Genomic DNA, 16,711 nt, shown 5'->3' on the forward strand with positions numbered 1-16,711 from the left:
CAAATCGACCGCGCCGGGCACCTGCACACGGCATGTGACGAACACCACACGGATGCAACCGGGTCCGTGATGTTCTCGTGATTACCGCAGAGACCGGACGGGAAGTGCTTGCTGTGGTCGAGGCCGCAGCGCCTTGTCGGCCCACCCGAGGGGGAGAATCCCATGCAGAGTCTTAAGTGCCCTGGCCGTACGGCACCCAAGCGGCAGCAGCCGGTTGTCGAGCCCGAGCCGGAGGGTGTCGAACCGGACGCCCTGGACGGCGAGGAGTTCGACGCGTACGACACCTTCGAGATGTACCGGGTGATCTGCCCGGACTGCGCGCAGCCCATCGCGCTCCTGGCGGACGAGGAGTTCCTGCCGGAGCACGCGCTGTGCGCCTCGCCGTGGAACCCGTTCGGGCTCACGGTCTGCTCGGGCACCGGCCGCGCGGCGACCGAAGCACGACCCGCGGACGAGTCCGCGGAACCCCAACAGCAGGACATGGCCCTGCTGTTGACGCTCCCTCAGGGGCTCGACTGGCGGACGCAGCCGTTCTCCCACGTGGGTGGTCCGGGCTCGCGCCCGATGCGCATCCCCGTGATGCCGCGCCAGGCCGCCTGACGCCGCGGACTCAGCGGCCGACGCCCGGCCCGTCCCAGTAGCTGCCCTGCACCATGGCACGCAGGCTGCCGTGGTGCAGGATCAGTGTGTCCGGGTCCGCGGGTACGGCGACCTCGCCGAAGTGCGCCTGGCGGTAGGCGACACGCAGCATGACGATCGCGTGCCGCAGCGCGGCGTACAGGGTGTAGAAGTCCATGTCCCGCGGTACGTGGCCGGTGAGTTCGGCGTAGCGCCGCTCGACGCGGTCGCGGCGCAGGAAGCCGGGCAGGCCCGCCTGGCCGAAGCCCACGGTGAGGTCCTGGAAGAAGCGGTGCAGATAGACGGTCCAGCCGAGGTCGACCTCGCGCGGGGCCGGTGCCGCCATCTCCCAGTCGAGGACGGCGGCCGGTTTGAAACCGTCGTAGACGACGTTCCCGATGCGCGCGTCTCCCCAGTTGAGCACGGCCTCGCCCTCCTCGCCCGGCCAGAGCTCCTCAAGACGGTCGAAGGCGCTCTCGATGAGCGGCGAGCGTGACAGGCCGTCAGTCACCCATGCGTAGTAGGCGTGTTGGGATGCGACGTGCCGGCGCAGCGGACTTCCGTCGCCGGGCAGCGCCAGGAAGTCGGCCTCCTTCAGGGGCACCTGGTCGTGCAGTCGGGCCAGGAGTCCGATCGACGCCGCCTCCAGGTGCGCGCGCTCGTCGTCGCTCGCCGCGTGCAGCCAGTTCCCCTCGTACGTGTAGGGCATCACGTCCGGTGGCACGCGCCCGTCGACCCGTTCCATGACGAAGAAGGGCGCTCCGAGCGGCGCCGGGTCCTCCTCCAGCCAGAGCACCCGCGGCACCGGCAGGTCGGTGCGCTCGCCGACCAGGCGCATGGTGCGGTACTGCCGCGGCATGTCGTACACGGGGAACACGGTGTACGCCGACGGGTCCGCCGCGAGTCTCAACGCACAGCTCCGCAGGGGTGGTTCGGGATGCCCGATGTCGAACAGGAGGGTCTCGCTGGACATTCCGTTGGACGCGGGGACGGTCACGTCGACGGCCTCGGCGCCGGGCAGCCTCGTGTGCAGCCAGGCGGTCAGCCGGCGCGCCAGTTCCTCGGGTTCGCGGGTGGTCGTGCGGGGGCGTGGTGCGGTGGCCATCTGACCACTCCCATCAGGGGGCTACGGAGTCGAAGCCGGTGAAGCCGCTCGGGTCGTGGCGGCCGAACGAGCCGTGCTCGAAGATCCCGTGACCGACCTGCCCGTCGAGGGTGAAGCGGGCCGCGTGGTCGACGACCCCGTACGCGGCGAGCGGATGCGCGGCGGGGTCGGCGAGGCCGTAGACGCGGCGGTCGGTCCAGTCGCGACCGCGCCAGGTGCCGTGCTGCCAGTCGTCGGCGGGTGGATAGCCCGCGCCGACGGCGAGGGGCGACGAGGTCAGCACCTGCACGCCCAGTTCCAGGGGCTTGCGGTCGACGGGGTCCGTGAGGTGGACGACGGCCGAGGTGGGCTCGCGCGTACCGGACCGGTAGGTGATGTCGGCCTGGGGCCAGCCGAGTTGGAGATCGCGGTGGCCTTCGCGCACGAGGGTCGCGTCGCTGAGCGTGCGATGCCCGTCGGCGTCCTCCTGCACGACGACCATGAGGAAGCGGTCGTCGAAGCGGACGGGGCACCAGATCCAGTGGAACCCCTCGGTGGGGTTCTCCGCCGCGAGTCGCCCGCCCTCCTCCCCCGGGGTGGGGCGCACTCCCCAGCTGCGGTCGCGGGTGCCGGTCCACTCGCCCGCCGAGACGGGTATCTCCTCTCCATCGACCCGGATGACCCCCTGGACGCCGCCCGCCTGCACGAAGCGGCGCCCCTCCAGCGTCAGACGGCCACCACGGCGCTGGATGTGGTGCGGCTCCCACAGGGCCGGGAAGCCGGCGGTCCAGGTGATGTCGTAGGACAGGGAGTCGTCGTCCGACTGGAGGCGCAGGCGGCGCAGCGGCTCCTCGACGGTGATCCGCAGCGGGCCGACGGCGAGGTTCATGCGGTCGTCGCCGAGCGCGTCCGACGCCCGTACCGCGTGCAGGCGGTCTCCGAGGCGCAGGGTGGCGTAGGCGTCGATCACACCGAGGTTCGGATAGACGCCGAGGCCGAGGATCAGCAGCGTTCCGCCCTGGTGGTCGAGGACGTGGAAGATGCAGCGGTCGTACGCGTTCCGGTCGCCGGTGGCGACGTGCCTCATGGACAGGGGCACCTGGTGCACCGGGTACTCGTCGAGGGCAACGGGACGGTCGTCGGGCACGGCAGGCCTCCCTGGACGCACGGCGGTCGACATCGCGCGACAGGGTGCGGCCCGGGCACGACGGCGAATTGACGGTACGTCAGATATCGCCGCACGGCCAGATCCCGCACGCCGGGCGATACGCCCCGCGACGACACTCCTGACCGAGCACGACACCCGCCCGGGCCGGCGAGCCCGCGGGGCGACGCCCGCGCGAAGGGCGGGGAGAGCGCCATCGCGGGCCGCCCCACCGGATGCGCGCGCCCGCAGGCCCGATGCGCATGCACCGGTCACGGGCGGGCCACGCCAGATGTGCGCGCTCCCGCGGGCGCCCGTGAGCACGCCGGCCGCGCGCTGAGCCACGCCGGCCAGGGGGCCCGTTCGCCGGCGTCCAGGCGCCGCGCCCGACAGGCCCCCGTACGGGCTTCGACTGAACTCACGGTCGATTCCGTGCGCGGGTGACCTGCCCGGCGGCCCGCGCGTTGCCCCGGTATGACCCCCACCTACTCCGCGACCGGTCGTCGGCGCCGGATCTTCGTCCCCGCTCCGACAGAACCGGTTCGGCAGGGGCCCCCGCCGAACCCGGATCCGCCCATCTACCGCGCCATGATGCGCACCTGGGCCGATCGCGGGCGCACGCTGCCGGGGCGGCACGACCCGGAGTGGGTCAGGCTGGCCGCCCCGTCGGCGATGTACGGGTACGCGCAGCTCAGCGCGAGTCGGGACCCGCGAGGTGACGCGCGATGACCATGCGCTGGATCTGATTGGTGCCCTCGACGATCTGGAGCACCTTGGCCTCGCGCATGTAGCGCTCGGCGGGGAAGTCGGCGGTGTAGCCGTAACCGCCGAGCACCTGCACGGCGTCCGTTGTCACCTTCATCGCCGTGTCCGTGCACAGCAGCTTGGCCATGGCCGCCTGCTTGGAGAACGGCCGTCCCGCGTCGCGCAGCCGCGCCGCGGCCAGGTACAGCGCCCGGCCCGCCTCGATCTGCGTCGCCATGTCCGCGAGCATGAAGCGCAGTCCCTGGAAGTCCGAGATGGGACGCCCGAACTGCTGACGGCCGGTCGCGTAGGCCAGGGCCTCGTCGAGCGCCGCCTGGGCCAGGCCGATCGCGCAGGCGGCGATGCCGAGACGTCCGGAGTCGAGCGCGGACAGGGCGATGGCGAACCCCTGACCCTCTTCGCCGAGCCGGCGGTCGTCGGAGATCCGCACCCCGTCGAGGTGGACCTGGGCGGTGGGCGAGCCCTTCATGCCCATCTTCTTCTCCGGCGGCGCGGCGCTCAGCCCCTCGGCGTCCCCCGGCACCAGGAAGGCCGTGATGCCGCGGGGCCCCTCGCCACCGCTGCGGGCGAGCACGGTGTAGAAGTCGGCGACACCGCCGTGCGTGATCCACGCCTTGGTGCCGGTGATCACCCACTCTCCCCCGCTCCCGGCTCCGCCCGGACGGGACGGGTCCCCCTCCTCGCGCACGGCCTTGGTGCGCAGCGAGGCGGCGTCCGACCCGGAGGACGGCTCGGAGAGGCAGTAGGCGCCGAGGAGTCCGCCGCCGAGCATCGCGGGCAGGTGCTCGACCTGCTGCTCCTTGGTGCCGTAGTTCGCGAGGGCGTGGCAGGCGAGCGTGTGCACGCTGACGCCGAGGCCGACGGTGAGGCGGGCCGCGGCGAGCTCTTCGAGCACCTGGAGGTAGACCTCGTACGGCTGGTCGCCGCCGCCGTACTCGGAGGCGTAGGGCAGACCGAGCAGACCCGATTCGGACAGCAGCCCGAAGACGTCGCGCGGGAAGCGTCCGGCGTCCTCCTCCTCGGCCGCCTTCGGGGCGATCTCACGCTGCGCGATGTCGCGGACGAGCGAGATCAGATCCCGGGCCTCGTCCGTGGGCAGTTGACGGTCCACCGGCTGCGGGGCGCGGTCGGGCATGGCGACGCTCTCCTCCCTGTCGGGCACATCGGCGGACGCACACCTGGGTGGGGCTGCTCCGCCGGGTCTCACCTGGCCCAGCCGATGCTCCCGCTCCGGGTTGCGGAACGCGCTGATCAGCGGCTGTGGCGCTGTGAGTATGCCCGATCGGAGGCACCGAGTCACCAGTTAACGACCGCTTACTAAAAGAAAGGGAAATTGGTCCGAACCATTGACGCACTGGTCTAGTCCTCCTAGGGTTCCCCCAACGCGTTAACGCGTTCATGCCAAGCGGCATCGGCAGGCCCCCGTGGCCTGGCACCCGACAGGCCGAGCGGCCCGCAACCGGCGGGCCCCGCGGCCGCCGGCAGGTCCCAGCACCATCGCCCCCACACGCTCCCCTCCCCCACGAGGAGACACGATGCTCAGACCGCACCGCTCCCGCGCCTCCTTCCGGGCGCTCCTGTCCGCCGCCTGTTGCGCCGTCCTGGGCGCGGGACTGCTCGCCGGTGCCGGCACCGCGACCGCCACACCCGAGTCCCGCACCGCCGGCACCGCACAGGCCGGCACCGCGCAGGCGGCCGCGGCCGGATCCAAAGTCGTCGGCTACTTCACCGAATGGGGTGTCTACGACCGGAACTACCACGTCAAGAACATCGAGACCTCCGGCTCGGCCACCAAGCTGACCCACATCAACTACGCCTTCGGCAACGTCACCGGCGGCAAGTGCGCCATGGGAGACGCGTACGCGGCGACGGACAAGGCCTATACGGCCGACCAGTCCGTGGACGGCGTCGCCGACACCTGGGACCAGCCCCTGCGCGGCAACTTCAACCAGCTGCGCAAGCTCAAGAAGAAGCACCCGGGCCTCAAGGTCCTGTGGTCCTTCGGCGGCTGGACCTGGTCGAGCGGGTTCGGCGAGGCCGCGCGGAACCCTGCCGCGTTCGCCCAGTCCTGCTACGACCTGGTCGAGAACTCCAAGTGGGCGGACGTCTTCGACGGCATCGACATCGACTGGGAGTACCCGAACGCCTGCGGCAACACCTGCGACACCAGCGGCAAGGCGGCGTTCAAGAACCTGATGTCGGCGCTGCGGACGAAGTTCGGCAGCGGCAACCTGGTCACCGCGGCGATCACCGCCGACGCCACCGCCGGCGGCAAGATCGACGCGGCCGATTACGCGGGCGCGGCGCAGTACGTCGACTGGTACAACCCGATGACGTACGACTTCTTCGGGGCCTGGGACGCGGCGGGCCCGACGGCTCCGCACTCGCCGCTGAACTCGTACACCGGCATCCCGAAGGCGGGCTTCCACACGTCCGCGACCATCGCGAAGCTCAAGGGCCTCGGCATTCCGGCCTCGAAGCTGCTGCTCGGCATCGGCTTCTACGGACGCGGCTGGACCGGTGTGACGCAGGCGGCGCCGGGCGGCACGGCGACGGGTCCGGCGGCGGGCACGTACGAGCAGGGCATCGACGACTACAAGGTGCTCAAGACCAAGTGCCCGGCGACCGGCACGGTCGGCGGCACCGCGTACGCCAAGTGCGGCAACAACTGGTGGAGTTACGACACCCCGTCGACCATCGCCGGCAAGATGAGCTACAAGAACGCGCAGGGCCTGGGCGGCACCTTCTTCTGGGAACTGAGCGGTGACACCTCGAACGGCGAACTGATCAAGTCGATCAACTAGCCGCGGCTGTACGGCGGCAGGGGCGGGGACCTACGGCGGTCCCCGCCCCTGTCGCGTGCGCGCGGATGCTCGGTGATCCCGGCGTGGGGACGCTCAGCCGTCGTCCCGGCGGGCGGCGTCGGGGGCCGGATAGGACGGGTCGAGCTCCTCGACGGCACGCATCGCGCCGCCCAGCATCTTCACCAGCAGTTCGCGCATGGTCTCGCGCGGCAGCGCCGGGTCGCCGATCCAGTCGAGGGTGGCCCCCTCGACGCTGTACAGCCACCCGAGCAGGGCCATGCGCGGCAGCGGGGCGATGCCGCGCCGCCCGCCCGCGCTCCCGGCCTCGCCGCCGCAGCGGCGCGCACCCCACGCCCCTTCGGCGATGGTCTCGACGATGACCTCGCGCACACCCTCCCGGATGGACTGCACCTCGGTGTCGAAGCCGACGCCCCCGGTGATGATCGTGCGGTACGCGGCCTGGTTGTGCTCGGCGTAGCGCAGATAGCCGTCGATCGTGCGGTGCACCCGCTCCTCGGGGGGCAGTTCGAGGCCGCCCGCCGCCCGGGAGATCAGATCCGCCACGGAGTCCTGGACGATGGCGAGGTAGTAGCCGCGCTTGGACTTGAAGTAGTAGTAGATCAGCCCCTTGGCGACATGCGCCTGCCGCGCGATGTCGTCCATCGACAGCGCGTCGTACGACGTGTCGGCGAAGAGCTTCCGTCCGATGGCGATGAGTTCGGCGCGGCGCGCCAGTGAGCGGTCGGTGCCGCGCGCCTGGGGACGGTCGACGTCGCGTTGTTGACTATTATTCAATTCCGGCCCAAGTCTCCACCTGCCGACAGGACATCGGAAGTATGGCAGACCTGGGCCCCCTGCTCGTTCGACTCCCGTCGATCGCCCCGGCGCCCGCCCGGCGCGCGGGCCGGGAGCGGAGGTCACAGGCGCGGGAGCGATCCGAGGCGGGCGCCGCCCCCGCAGGGTGCGGCGCCGTCGGCGCGGATCAGAGCAGTCCGAGCTGGGTGATCAGCATCGCCACGACCACCACGAGGGTCCAGCCCAGGACGTGCTCGAGGATCTTGGGGCCGTCTTCCTGCGGCCCGCCGGTGCGGGCGCGGGCACGGGAGCTGGTGGCGGAGGTCGCGGTCATGGCATCTCGCTGACGTAGTGGTGCGGTGGCGTCCCCCCGCTTCGGCCGGCTCCCCACCGGCTCGTCCACCTTGCCACCGGCAGGGGTCGCGGCGGTAGAGACCTCGGTCACCCCCACACTTCGACGTGGTTCGAATGGCCCGTGATTCCACAACGATGCGCGAGGACTGTGCGTCTCCTCACACGAAAGCGGTCAGCCAACCGAAAGGTCTTCGATGAGCACGCTCCGGACGCCCCGTCGCAGAGCTCGCCCGGCCCTCGCGGCGGCGATCACCGTGGCGGCCGCCCTGACGGGTCCCGTCTCCCAGGCCGCGCCTGCCGCGTCCGCGGCCCCGTCGCCCGGTGCGGCCGGGCTCGGCGACCCGGTCTTCCCGCTCGACGGCAACGGCGGCTACGAGGTCGGCCGCTACACCCTCGACTTCGACTGGCAGGCCCCGAGGACGCCCTTCGAGGCCTCCGCCACGATCAGGGCGACCGCGACGCAGGCCCTGTCCCGCTTCGACCTGGACTTCGCCGGCAACACCCTGCACTCGGTCACCGTGGACGGGAAGACGGCCACCGCCGTGCGCGACGGGGACGAGCTCGTGATCACCCCGAAGGCGGCCCTGCCCCGGGGCAAGGTCTTCACGGTCAAGGTCACCTACACGGCCGACCCGACCCAGATCCGGCACCGCGACGACGCCATCGAGGACTACGGCTGGATCTCCACACCGGACGGCACGGTGCTCTATCCGCAGCCCGACGGCGCCAAGATGATCTTCCCGTCGAACGACCATCCGAGCCGGCGCGCGCCCATCACCTTCCACATCACGACTCCGCCCGGGCTGTCCGCGGTCGCCAACGGCAGGCTCACCGGACGCACCGAGCAGGCCGACGGGCGCGTGAAGTGGACCTACGACTCCGAGCAGCCGCTGGCCACGCAGCTCGCGCAACTGGCGATCGGCCGTTTCACCTTCGTCGACGGCACCGGCCCGCACGGGCTGCCGATACGTGATGTGGTCCCGGACGACCTGGTGGCACCGACCGAGGAGTACCGCAAGCTCACCGCCGACCACATCGCCTGGCTGGAGGAGCGCCTCGGCCCCTACCCGTTCAACCGCTACGGCGTCCTCGTCGGCGACACCGACCTGGGTGTGGCGCTGGAGACGCAGTCGCTCTCCCTGGTCCCGAAGGCCGATCTGCTGGGCACACGGGTCGACGCCGAGCGCAATCTCGTGCACGAGCTGGCCCACCAGTGGACCGGTGACAGCGTCGGCATCAAGACCTGGTCCGACCTGTGGCTGAGCGAGGGCCACGCGCGGTTCTACGAGCGGCAGTACTCCCAGGAGCACGGCGGCGACAGCTTCGAGACCGCCATGAAGACCGCGTACACGAGCCACGACCAGTGGCGCCACGACTACGGCGCCCCGGCCGAGCCGACCGAGCCGAACCTCTTCAAGCGAATGCGCTACGACGGCTCGGCGCTCGTCCTGTACGCGCTGCGCGAGAAGGTCGGCGAGCAGACCTTCGGGAAGATCGAGCGCGCCTGGGTGACGACGTACAAGGGGAAGACCGCGAGCACGCAGGACTACGTCGACCTGGCCTCGAAGGTCGCGGGCGAGGACCTCGACGGCTTCCTGCACCCGTGGCTGTACGGGACGAAGACCCCGCCGATGCCGAACCACCCCGACTGGGTGGTCGCCCCGGTCCAGGGCTGACCACCCGGGGCGGCCCCTCCACGGCGGGGTGGAGGGGCCGCCCGTGCGGGGTCAGCGGATGCCCACCGCCGCGAGCGCCTTGCGCTGCCGCGCCGAGGGCTGTGCCGGGAAGTACAGGTAGCAGACGCCGCCCGTGCCGGAGACGACGTTGCCGGAGGCGTTGTACCGCTTGGTCCGCAGCCAGATGTTCTCCCACTCGCGCCGCTTGTAGACGCGGCGCACGGCCTGGTCGCTGGGCGACGCGGGGTCGTTGGCGATCACGTCGCCGTCCGCCGTGAACCCTATGACGGTCATCAGGTGGCCCGAGGTGCCGTAGCCCGCGCCCGTCAGTTCGGTCTTCAGGAACGACTGGGACGTTATGGCCGGGATGCCGGCGGCGATCAGCGTCTCCAGGTCGGTGAGCGAGCCGAGTCGGGTCACCACCCCCTGGAGGTCGGGGTACGTCGCCGCGTAGGCGGCGTTGAAGGGCCAGTTGCCGCAGCCGGCGTACTGGTGGTCGTACGTGAAGCGGGCCGCGTGGCACACCTGGGGGTCGGCGTACGCGGGGTCGACCCAGGACAGTTGCTCGGCGGTGGGCCGGCGGCCCCAGTACTCGATGATCATCTGCGAGGAGGTCGGACTGCACCATGCCTCGCCGCCGTTGTCGTACTCGGGGTACTGCCCCGCGTGGATCTCCTGGGACAGGCGCGGGACCGCGAGTTCCTGGGCGAGGCCCGGGGTCGAGGCCGGGACGGTGAAGCGGTCCGGGACGTCGGAACCCATCGCGCCGAGCCGCCACACGACCGGCGTGATGCGGCTGCCCGGGGCCCGGTACAGGGTCAGGCGCAGCCGGTAGGAGACGAGGCGCAGGCCTGAGGCGGCGTCGTCGATGGAGAAGGTGTCCGTCCAGATGCTGCTCTTGCCGTCGCTCTGGTCGTCCAGGGACGTCCGCTTGATGTCCTGGTCGCCGGCGGCCCAGCGGCCCATCACGTACCAGGGGGTGTTCGTGTCGTCGGAGTACGTGCCCGTCAGTTCGACCTGGAGCCAGGTGCCCGCCGGTGTGTCCGCGTTCCAGGAGGCGATGGCCTCGGTGGCGGGGACCGCGAGTCTGTGGACCGGCGAGGTCCAGGTGGCGTACTCCCAGGTGGAGGTCCTGCCGGTGTGCGGATCGGTGTAGTCCGTGGTGCCGACCGGGGCCGCGAACACCACCCCGGGGCGGGCGCCGGACACGCTGCGCGTGCCCTTCGCGGTGCCGCCGCGCCAGTCGGAGTACGAGGTCCAGGCGCGGTTGTCCACGAGGCCGCCCGGTGCTTTCCCGTGGCGCGCCGGTGCGGCGGCGGCCGGCGGGCTCGCGGCGCCCACGGCCGCCGCGGCGACGGCGGCTGCCAGGACGGTTCTGCGGGACGGCTGTTCGGCTCTGCTCATGGGTGGATGACCCCCAGGTGTCCGGAACGGGCGGGCCCAATGCACGGTGGTGGGCCAACTATGGACGCCGGACACCGAGTTCTGCCAGCACTTCGGCTCGCGTCGCGCTCACCAATATTGGTCGGGACCACTGGCATGACCTGCGGAGCCTCTTCCCGGCCCGGCGGGTGCCGGGCCGGGAAGAGGGTGTCGGACGGACCGTGCGGAGGCGGTCGGACACCGAGGGCGCGGCCGTCAGATGAGGTCCATCGCCGCGACCTCGTCGGGCCGGCCGTAGCTGACCGGTCCCTGGAAGCGGCGGCGGGCCGTGGCGAACCACCAGACCGTGGCGACCACGAGCACCACGGCCAGGGCGATGGGCGCGTAGTTGAACGTGTCGCTGGTGATGGGCGAGACCTGCGGCAGCATGAACAGCACACTGCTGGCGAGGATCCAGATCACCGCCACCCAGCCGATGAGCCTGCTCCAGCGGCCCAGGTTCCAGGGGCCGGGCCGGAACTCGTCGCCGAGCCGCAGCCGGAGGAAGATGGGCACGGCGTAGGCGAGGAAGAGTCCGACGACGTTGACGCTGACGATCGCGGTGAAGGCGGTGTGCGACCACCAGCCGGGCAGGACGAGCGCCAGCGAGCAGCCGACCGCCAGCCAGACGGCCTTGACGGGCGTACGGGTGCGCGGCGAGACCGAGTGCCACCACCGCGAGCCGGGCATCGCGCCGTCCCGGGAGAAGGCGAAGATCTGCCGGGTGTTGCTGGTCAGGTTGGCCAGGCCGCAGAAGAGCATGGCGCCGATGACGATGAGCAGGATGGCCTTTGCCGTGCCCATGCCAAGTCCGTCGATGAGAATCTGCACCGGCGGCGCCGAGGAGCCCGCCACCTGGTCATAATCATGAATGCTGTACACAAGGGCGAGCATGAGGATGAGTCCGGTGACCGCCGAATAGCCGATCGCGCGCGTGATCCCCTTGGGCGCGTTGACCGTGGCCCGGACCGTTTCCTCGGACATGTGGAAGCTGCCGTCGAAGCCCGTGAAGGTCCAACTGGTGACCAGCAGGCCGAGCATCCCCCCGTAAAGGCCGTTGGTGAAACCGGTGTTGTTCTCGAAATGCGTGACGAACGAAGCCGACTGGTGATGATCGGGCATCACGACGAGTGTGCTCACGATCACAACGAGCCCGATCAGCAGCCACCACACCGAGATCCGGTTGAGCACGGCGACCAGTTGCACCGTGTAGGTATTGGCCAGACCCTGGAGCACGATGATCACCATCGTGATCAGGACGGTCTGGTGCGCGGTCGGCTCGTACGAGTCCCACTGGAGCGCGATGAAGGCCTGGATGAACGTGGCGGCCGCGTACCCGGTGGCCGCGGTGCCGCCCACCTGACCCACGAAATTCAGCCATCCCGTGTACCACGACCACGCGCCCTTGTGACGCTTGGCGAGCTTTCCGGCGGAGAAATAGAGCGCCCCGCTGGTCGGATAGGCGGATGCCACTTCCGCCATGGCGGCGCCGATGAAAAGCACCATCACGGACACGCCGATCCAGCCGAACACGAGAATACGCGGACCGCCGGCATTCATGCCGAATCCGAAGGACGAGAAGATTCCCGAGATGATGTTGATGATGGTGAAGGAGATCGCGAAATTGTCGAACGCCTGGAATCGGCGCGTCAGTTTCCGCGGATATCCCATCGCATGAAGTGTCGCGTCGTCGTCGAGCGCCGCGGATTCCTCACCCGTGCGCCCTCCGGTACGTGGAGCCGATATCCGTTCTGACACAACTGACCTTTCTCTGGGGGGTTGGCCGGAAGACTGTGGGGGCCGGCCCGGGCAGCCGGTCGGTCAGGTGGCTCCCGGCACCGGCATGCCGCACGTCCGGCGGGCACGGGAGAGTTGCTCCTCGGGCTCGCCGAACACGCTCCAGGGCATGCGGCAGGCGTACGGCCCCATGGCGGTGAAGACCGCGCGCGCCTCGAACTCGCGCTGGGACATGAACAGCGCGTGTGCCAGGTAGGAGAGGTCGAGCACCGGGGTGAACCGGTAGCCCGGCACCTCGGGGAGCCAGTTCTGGTAGATCGCGAGCGCGGTGGACCGCCACTGGGGCTGCTCCCAGGTCCGGTCGACCAGGAGCTGCGAGGGGTTGTAGCTCTCCACCAGGGCCACCAGCGGAAGGAGCCGCAGCGGCGAGGAGGCGGGGGCACGCTGGCTCAGGAAGGCGGCCACGTCCCAGGCGGCGTTGACCGAACCGCCGTGGCGGGTGAAGAAGAAGGCCAGGAATCGATGGTGGCCCTCGCGGTGCCACGGGTCGAGGCGGAGGATGTGCGAGAACAGCCGCCAGGGACCGGGCGGCGCGGTGAGCAGCCCCTGCGGGGCGGGTTCGCGCAGATCGTGCAGCCGGGCCATGGACAGCTTGGCGGCCCAGGGCGTGGGATCGGCGGGGATCATGACGGCGGCCCGCTCGCAGGCGGTCAGCGCGATCCGCTCCAGGGCCTCGGCCCGGCCGTCCTTCGCGTCGGCCGCGCGCAGTGCCCGCAGCACGGCCACGCGCGCCCACAGGAGCGCGGCCTCGGGGGACGGCTCCTCGGCCAGCCAGCGTTCGGCGAGGTCGGAATCGGCGGCCTCGGAGGCCACCACCAGGGAACGGTGGGCGCGCAGTCCGAAGTCGGTGCGTGTCTCCTCCAGGGCCTCACGGGCACTCAGATAGCGGCCGGCGCGGACATCCACACAGACGCTCGCGAGTCTGCGGTCGTCGGCCGCCGGATGCCACACATACTGCCCCTCGAATAAGCCCGCGGCCATCTTCCCCTGTCCGTCCCCGTACGACACTTCGCAGTTGCGCAACAGGCACCCTACTCAGCATCAAGGGGAGCCGGAACGGGGTTTCCGAAATACCTGGTTCCGCTGTGTCGACATCTTATGGAGGAAGCGAAAGCGAGCCCTGGGGATTGTTCAAAAGGTAGTTCAACGCGGCACTATTGTGCGGCCGCGCATCCGCCGCGAACAGCACTCGATAGAATGTTCCCCAGGAATATGCCCGAAACCTCCCCCGCACAGCCGTCCCTACCCTTGCCGACCGCACACCTCCCCCGGGAAACGCCATTCACGACCTCGCCGCACAGCTGCTCCGGCTGCCGCCGTCCTGCGGCCCCGTCCGCCTCGTCGGCATCGACGGGCACGCGGGCTCCGGAAAGACCACATTCGCCGGGCAGTTGGCGGCGGCACTGGACGGCGCCCCCGTGCTGCACCTGGACGACGTCGCCACGCACGAGGAGCTCTTCGCCTGGACCGGACGGCTGCTGCGCCAGGTGGTCGAGCCACTGCGCCGCGGGGAGCCCGCCCGGTACGCCCCCTACGACTGGACGGCCCGGAGCTTCGGACCGTCCCGCGAGCTGCCGGCCGCGCCGGTGATCCTGCTGGAAGGGGTCGGCGCCGGCCGCCGCGCGCTGCGGCCGTTCCTCGCCCGACTGCTGTGGATGGAGTTGTCGCACGAGGAGGCCTGGACGCGAGGGCAGCGGAGGGACGGCGAGGCGCAGAGCGAGTTCTGGGACGGATGGGTCCGCGCCGAGCGCCGGCACTTCGCCGACGACCCTTCGCGCCCCTTTGCCGACCTTCTGGTGCGGCAGTGTTCCGAGGGATACGAGGTGCTGAAGGGACCTGTTGGGACCCTCGGACCGGACGCCTCCATCACTCACGGTGACGGACCATCCGCAATGTGCTGAACTTGTGAAGACCCTTGCGAACGAACTTCCGTGAGTGCTCCAACTCGGCTTGACCGAGGGGCCGTACAGGACTTACGTTCTGAATGTGCGGCCTTTCGGAGCCGCCCGCATTCGCGAAGCCCCCGGTTGTTCCCCCGTGATCGGGGGCTTCGTTCTGCCCGCTCCCCCTTTTTCGGACGCCACGCGCCGCGATTCGTTCACCCTCGGTGACCGAGCACAGTGCGCCCCATCTGCTCCCACCTCGTGGAACGGGGTGTGCGGCACCCTTCGGCCCGCCCCTGTGCCGCAGGTACGATGCCCTCGGTGCGACCTTCGGACGGCTGCTCTGCGCACCGGTGCAACTCCCGTCCGCGGCACAGCAGTTCGACCAAGTCGCCGACGGGTACCGGCCCGGAGGCGAGGGGGTGCCGGTCCACGAGGCACTCCCCGATCATCGGGGGCACGGTTTGTGGGGGGACGCGATGGACTTCGGCACGCAGGGCCCCGAGGCCCCGGCCGACCTCGCCTGGCTGCGAGGCGTGGACGCCTACACGATGGGCGCCTATCCGCAGGCGGAGGAGGAATTCCGTACCGCGGTCCGGATCGACCCGGGCATGGCGGACGGCTGGCTCGGCCTGCACGCGCTGCGCGTGGACACGACGACCGCGCTGCTGCGGATGTTCCGCCACCGCGACCGCTTCGGCGAGCAGCGCGCCCGCCACCGGCGCACGCTCAACTCCTGGTACTGGCTCGGCTGGTGGGTCCAGCCGGTGCTGGAGAGCCCGCGCGACCTGCTGCTGGCGCACTCCTCGCACTGGCTCGACGGACGCCATGTCCCGGAACTGGACCGGGCGTTGGCCGGTCTGCCGCCCGTGGACGCCGATCATCAGGTGCGGTTCCTGCACGCCTGTCGCGCCTATCTGGTCAAGGACTGGGAGCAGCTGGTCCGGCACACCGACCCGCTCATCGACGATCCGATGCTCGGCATAGAGGCCGGGCTCTTCGGCGGCATGGCACGGGTGCGTCTGGAGATGTACGGGCAGGCGGAGCCGCTGCTGTCCTCCGCGCTGATGCGCTGCCGCAGCGAGCAGCCGCAGCGCAAGGAGCTGCGGTACTGGCTGGCCCGGGCCCACGAGGGCACCGGACGGTCCGCGGCGGCGCTGCCGCTGTACCGGGCGGTGCACAGGGTCGACCCCTCCTTCATGGACACCTCGGCCCGGCTGGCCGCCATCGCCGAGGGCGACGGGTACGACGACGCCGCCGCCGACCTCGCGGCGATCAGCCTGGCCGGCATGGGACAGGACGTCATGGAGGGCCCGGACGGCGTGGACCCGCTGTTCGGCGTCGAGGGGCGAGACCTGAAGATCTCGGAGCCCGGACTCGCGCCCCCGGGCGGTCTGCCGCCCGAGACCGACTCGGTGCGGGAGAAGGCAGTCCTGCCGGTGCAGCCGCTGCCCACGGGCCCGACCGACCCCGCGTTACTCGAGGAGGCGCTCGCCGAGCTGGAGCGCATGGTGGGCCTGGAGCCCGTGAAACGCCAGGTCAAGGCGCTGTCCGCGCAGCTGAACATGGCGCGGCTGCGGGCCGGTCAGGGCCTGCCGGTGCAACCGCCGAAGCGGCACTTCGTCTTCTCCGGCCCGTCCGGCACCGGCAAGACCACCGTGGCCCGCATCCTCGGCCGGGTCTTCTACGCGCTCGGGCTCCTCGGCGGAGACCATCTGGTGGAGGCCCAGCGCGCGGACCTGGTCGGCGAGTATCTGGGGCAGACGGCCGTGAAGGCCAACGAGCTGATCGACTCCGCGATCGGCGGCGTCCTCTTCGTGGACGAGGCGTACTCGCTGTCCAACTCCGGCTACGGCAAGGGCGACGCGTACGGCGACGAGGCCCTTCAGGTCCTGCTGAAGCGGGCCGAGGACAACCGCGACCACCTGGTCGTCATCCTCGCCGGCTATCCGGAGGGCATGGACCGGCTGCTGGCCGCCAACCCCGGTCTCTCCTCCCGGTTCACGACCCGCGTGGACTTCCCCTCCTACCGCCCGCTCGAACTCACCTCCATCGGCGAGGTGCTGGCCGCCGAGAACGGCGACGTCTGGGACGACGAGGCCCTCGACGAGCTCCGCTCCATCAGCGGTCACGTCGTCGACCAGGGCTGGATCGACGAGCTCGGCAACGGCCGCTTCCTGCGCACGCTGTACGAGAAGAGCTGCGCGTACCGGGACCTGCGGCTGTCGGGCTACCCGGGGACCCCGTCGCGCGACGACCTGTCCACCCTGCGGCTGCCGGACCTGATGCAGGCGTACGGAGAGGTGCTCTCCGGCCGCGGCCCCCAGGACCCGTCGGCGCTGTGACCGCCCCCCGCACCCCGCTTCGGG

Annotated in this window: 13 protein-coding genes; 5 read left to right on the top strand and 8 right to left on the bottom strand. The window is 70.8% G+C overall.

What is annotated here, in order from left to right:
- Positions 1–162: 162 nt before the first annotated feature.
- Positions 163–600: a hypothetical protein gene (locus ACSYGO_RS10750; protein WP_460386570.1), complete on the top strand. Its 438-nt coding sequence runs from the start codon at positions 163–165 to the stop codon at positions 598–600.
- Between the two features lie 10 nt (positions 601–610).
- Here the strand turns inward: ACSYGO_RS10750 and ACSYGO_RS10755 are convergent, their stop codons facing one another.
- From ACSYGO_RS10755 to ACSYGO_RS10765, 3 genes are all read right to left on the bottom strand, one after another.
- Positions 611–1,723, bottom strand: coding sequence for a phosphotransferase family protein (locus ACSYGO_RS10755; RefSeq protein WP_460386572.1), 1,113 nt, complete (start codon positions 1,721–1,723; stop codon positions 611–613).
- 13 nt (positions 1,724–1,736) lie between these two features.
- On the bottom strand, positions 1,737–2,849 hold the full coding sequence (locus tag ACSYGO_RS10760) for a hypothetical protein (protein ID WP_460386574.1): 1,113 nt from the start codon (positions 2,847–2,849) through the stop codon (positions 1,737–1,739).
- A gap of 688 nt (positions 2,850–3,537) precedes the next feature.
- A complete protein-coding gene (locus ACSYGO_RS10765) occupies positions 3,538–4,746 on the bottom strand; it encodes an acyl-CoA dehydrogenase family protein (protein ID WP_460386575.1) in 1,209 nt (402 codons plus the stop codon).
- A 400-nt stretch (positions 4,747–5,146) separates the two neighbouring features.
- On the opposite strand from ACSYGO_RS10765, the gene ACSYGO_RS10770 reads away from it, so the two are divergent.
- Entirely contained in the window at positions 5,147–6,415 is a 1,269-nt protein-coding gene (locus ACSYGO_RS10770) for a glycoside hydrolase family 18 protein (RefSeq protein WP_426681730.1), read from the top strand.
- A gap of 93 nt (positions 6,416–6,508) precedes the next feature.
- Here the strand turns inward: ACSYGO_RS10770 and ACSYGO_RS10775 are convergent, their stop codons facing one another.
- Both ACSYGO_RS10775 and ACSYGO_RS10780 read right to left on the bottom strand, forming a co-directional pair.
- Entirely contained in the window at positions 6,509–7,210 is a 702-nt protein-coding gene (locus ACSYGO_RS10775; RefSeq protein ID WP_460386576.1) for a TetR/AcrR family transcriptional regulator, read from the bottom strand.
- Between the two features lie 187 nt (positions 7,211–7,397).
- Positions 7,398–7,544, bottom strand: coding sequence for an SCO1431 family membrane protein (locus ACSYGO_RS10780; RefSeq protein ID WP_107469320.1), 147 nt, complete (start codon positions 7,542–7,544; stop codon positions 7,398–7,400).
- 214 nt (positions 7,545–7,758) lie between these two features.
- On the opposite strand from ACSYGO_RS10780, the gene ACSYGO_RS10785 reads away from it, so the two are divergent.
- Positions 7,759–9,240 (top strand): M1 family metallopeptidase, encoded by a 1,482-nt coding sequence (locus tag ACSYGO_RS10785; RefSeq protein WP_460386577.1) that lies wholly within the window; start codon positions 7,759–7,761, stop codon positions 9,238–9,240.
- Positions 9,241–9,291: 51 nt separating this feature from the next.
- On the opposite strand, the gene ACSYGO_RS10790 is transcribed toward ACSYGO_RS10785, so the two are convergent.
- The 3 genes from ACSYGO_RS10790 to ACSYGO_RS10800 form a co-directional block, all read right to left on the bottom strand.
- Entirely contained in the window at positions 9,292–10,644 is a 1,353-nt protein-coding gene (locus tag ACSYGO_RS10790) for a peptidase C39 family protein (RefSeq protein WP_460386578.1), read from the bottom strand.
- Between the two features lie 234 nt (positions 10,645–10,878).
- Complete coding sequence (locus ACSYGO_RS10795; protein ID WP_460386579.1) at positions 10,879–12,420, bottom strand: amino acid permease; 1,542 nt, start codon at positions 12,418–12,420, stop codon at positions 10,879–10,881.
- Between the two features lie 63 nt (positions 12,421–12,483).
- The gene (locus tag ACSYGO_RS10800) at positions 12,484–13,440 is read right to left on the bottom strand and encodes a hypothetical protein (RefSeq protein WP_460389698.1); all 957 of its coding nucleotides are present in this window, start codon (positions 13,438–13,440) and stop codon (positions 12,484–12,486) included.
- 299 nt (positions 13,441–13,739) lie between these two features.
- Between ACSYGO_RS10800 and ACSYGO_RS10805 the strand changes: the two genes are divergently transcribed.
- Both ACSYGO_RS10805 and ACSYGO_RS10810 read left to right on the top strand, forming a co-directional pair.
- Positions 13,740–14,360, top strand: coding sequence for a uridine kinase family protein (locus ACSYGO_RS10805; protein ID WP_460389699.1), 621 nt, complete (start codon positions 13,740–13,742; stop codon positions 14,358–14,360).
- A 461-nt stretch (positions 14,361–14,821) separates the two neighbouring features.
- Positions 14,822–16,687, top strand: a complete 1,866-nt coding sequence (locus ACSYGO_RS10810; protein WP_426681784.1) for an AAA family ATPase — start codon at positions 14,822–14,824, stop codon at positions 16,685–16,687.
- Positions 16,688–16,711 lie beyond the last annotated feature (24 nt).

This window comes from Streptomyces krungchingensis, from assembly GCF_054729265.1.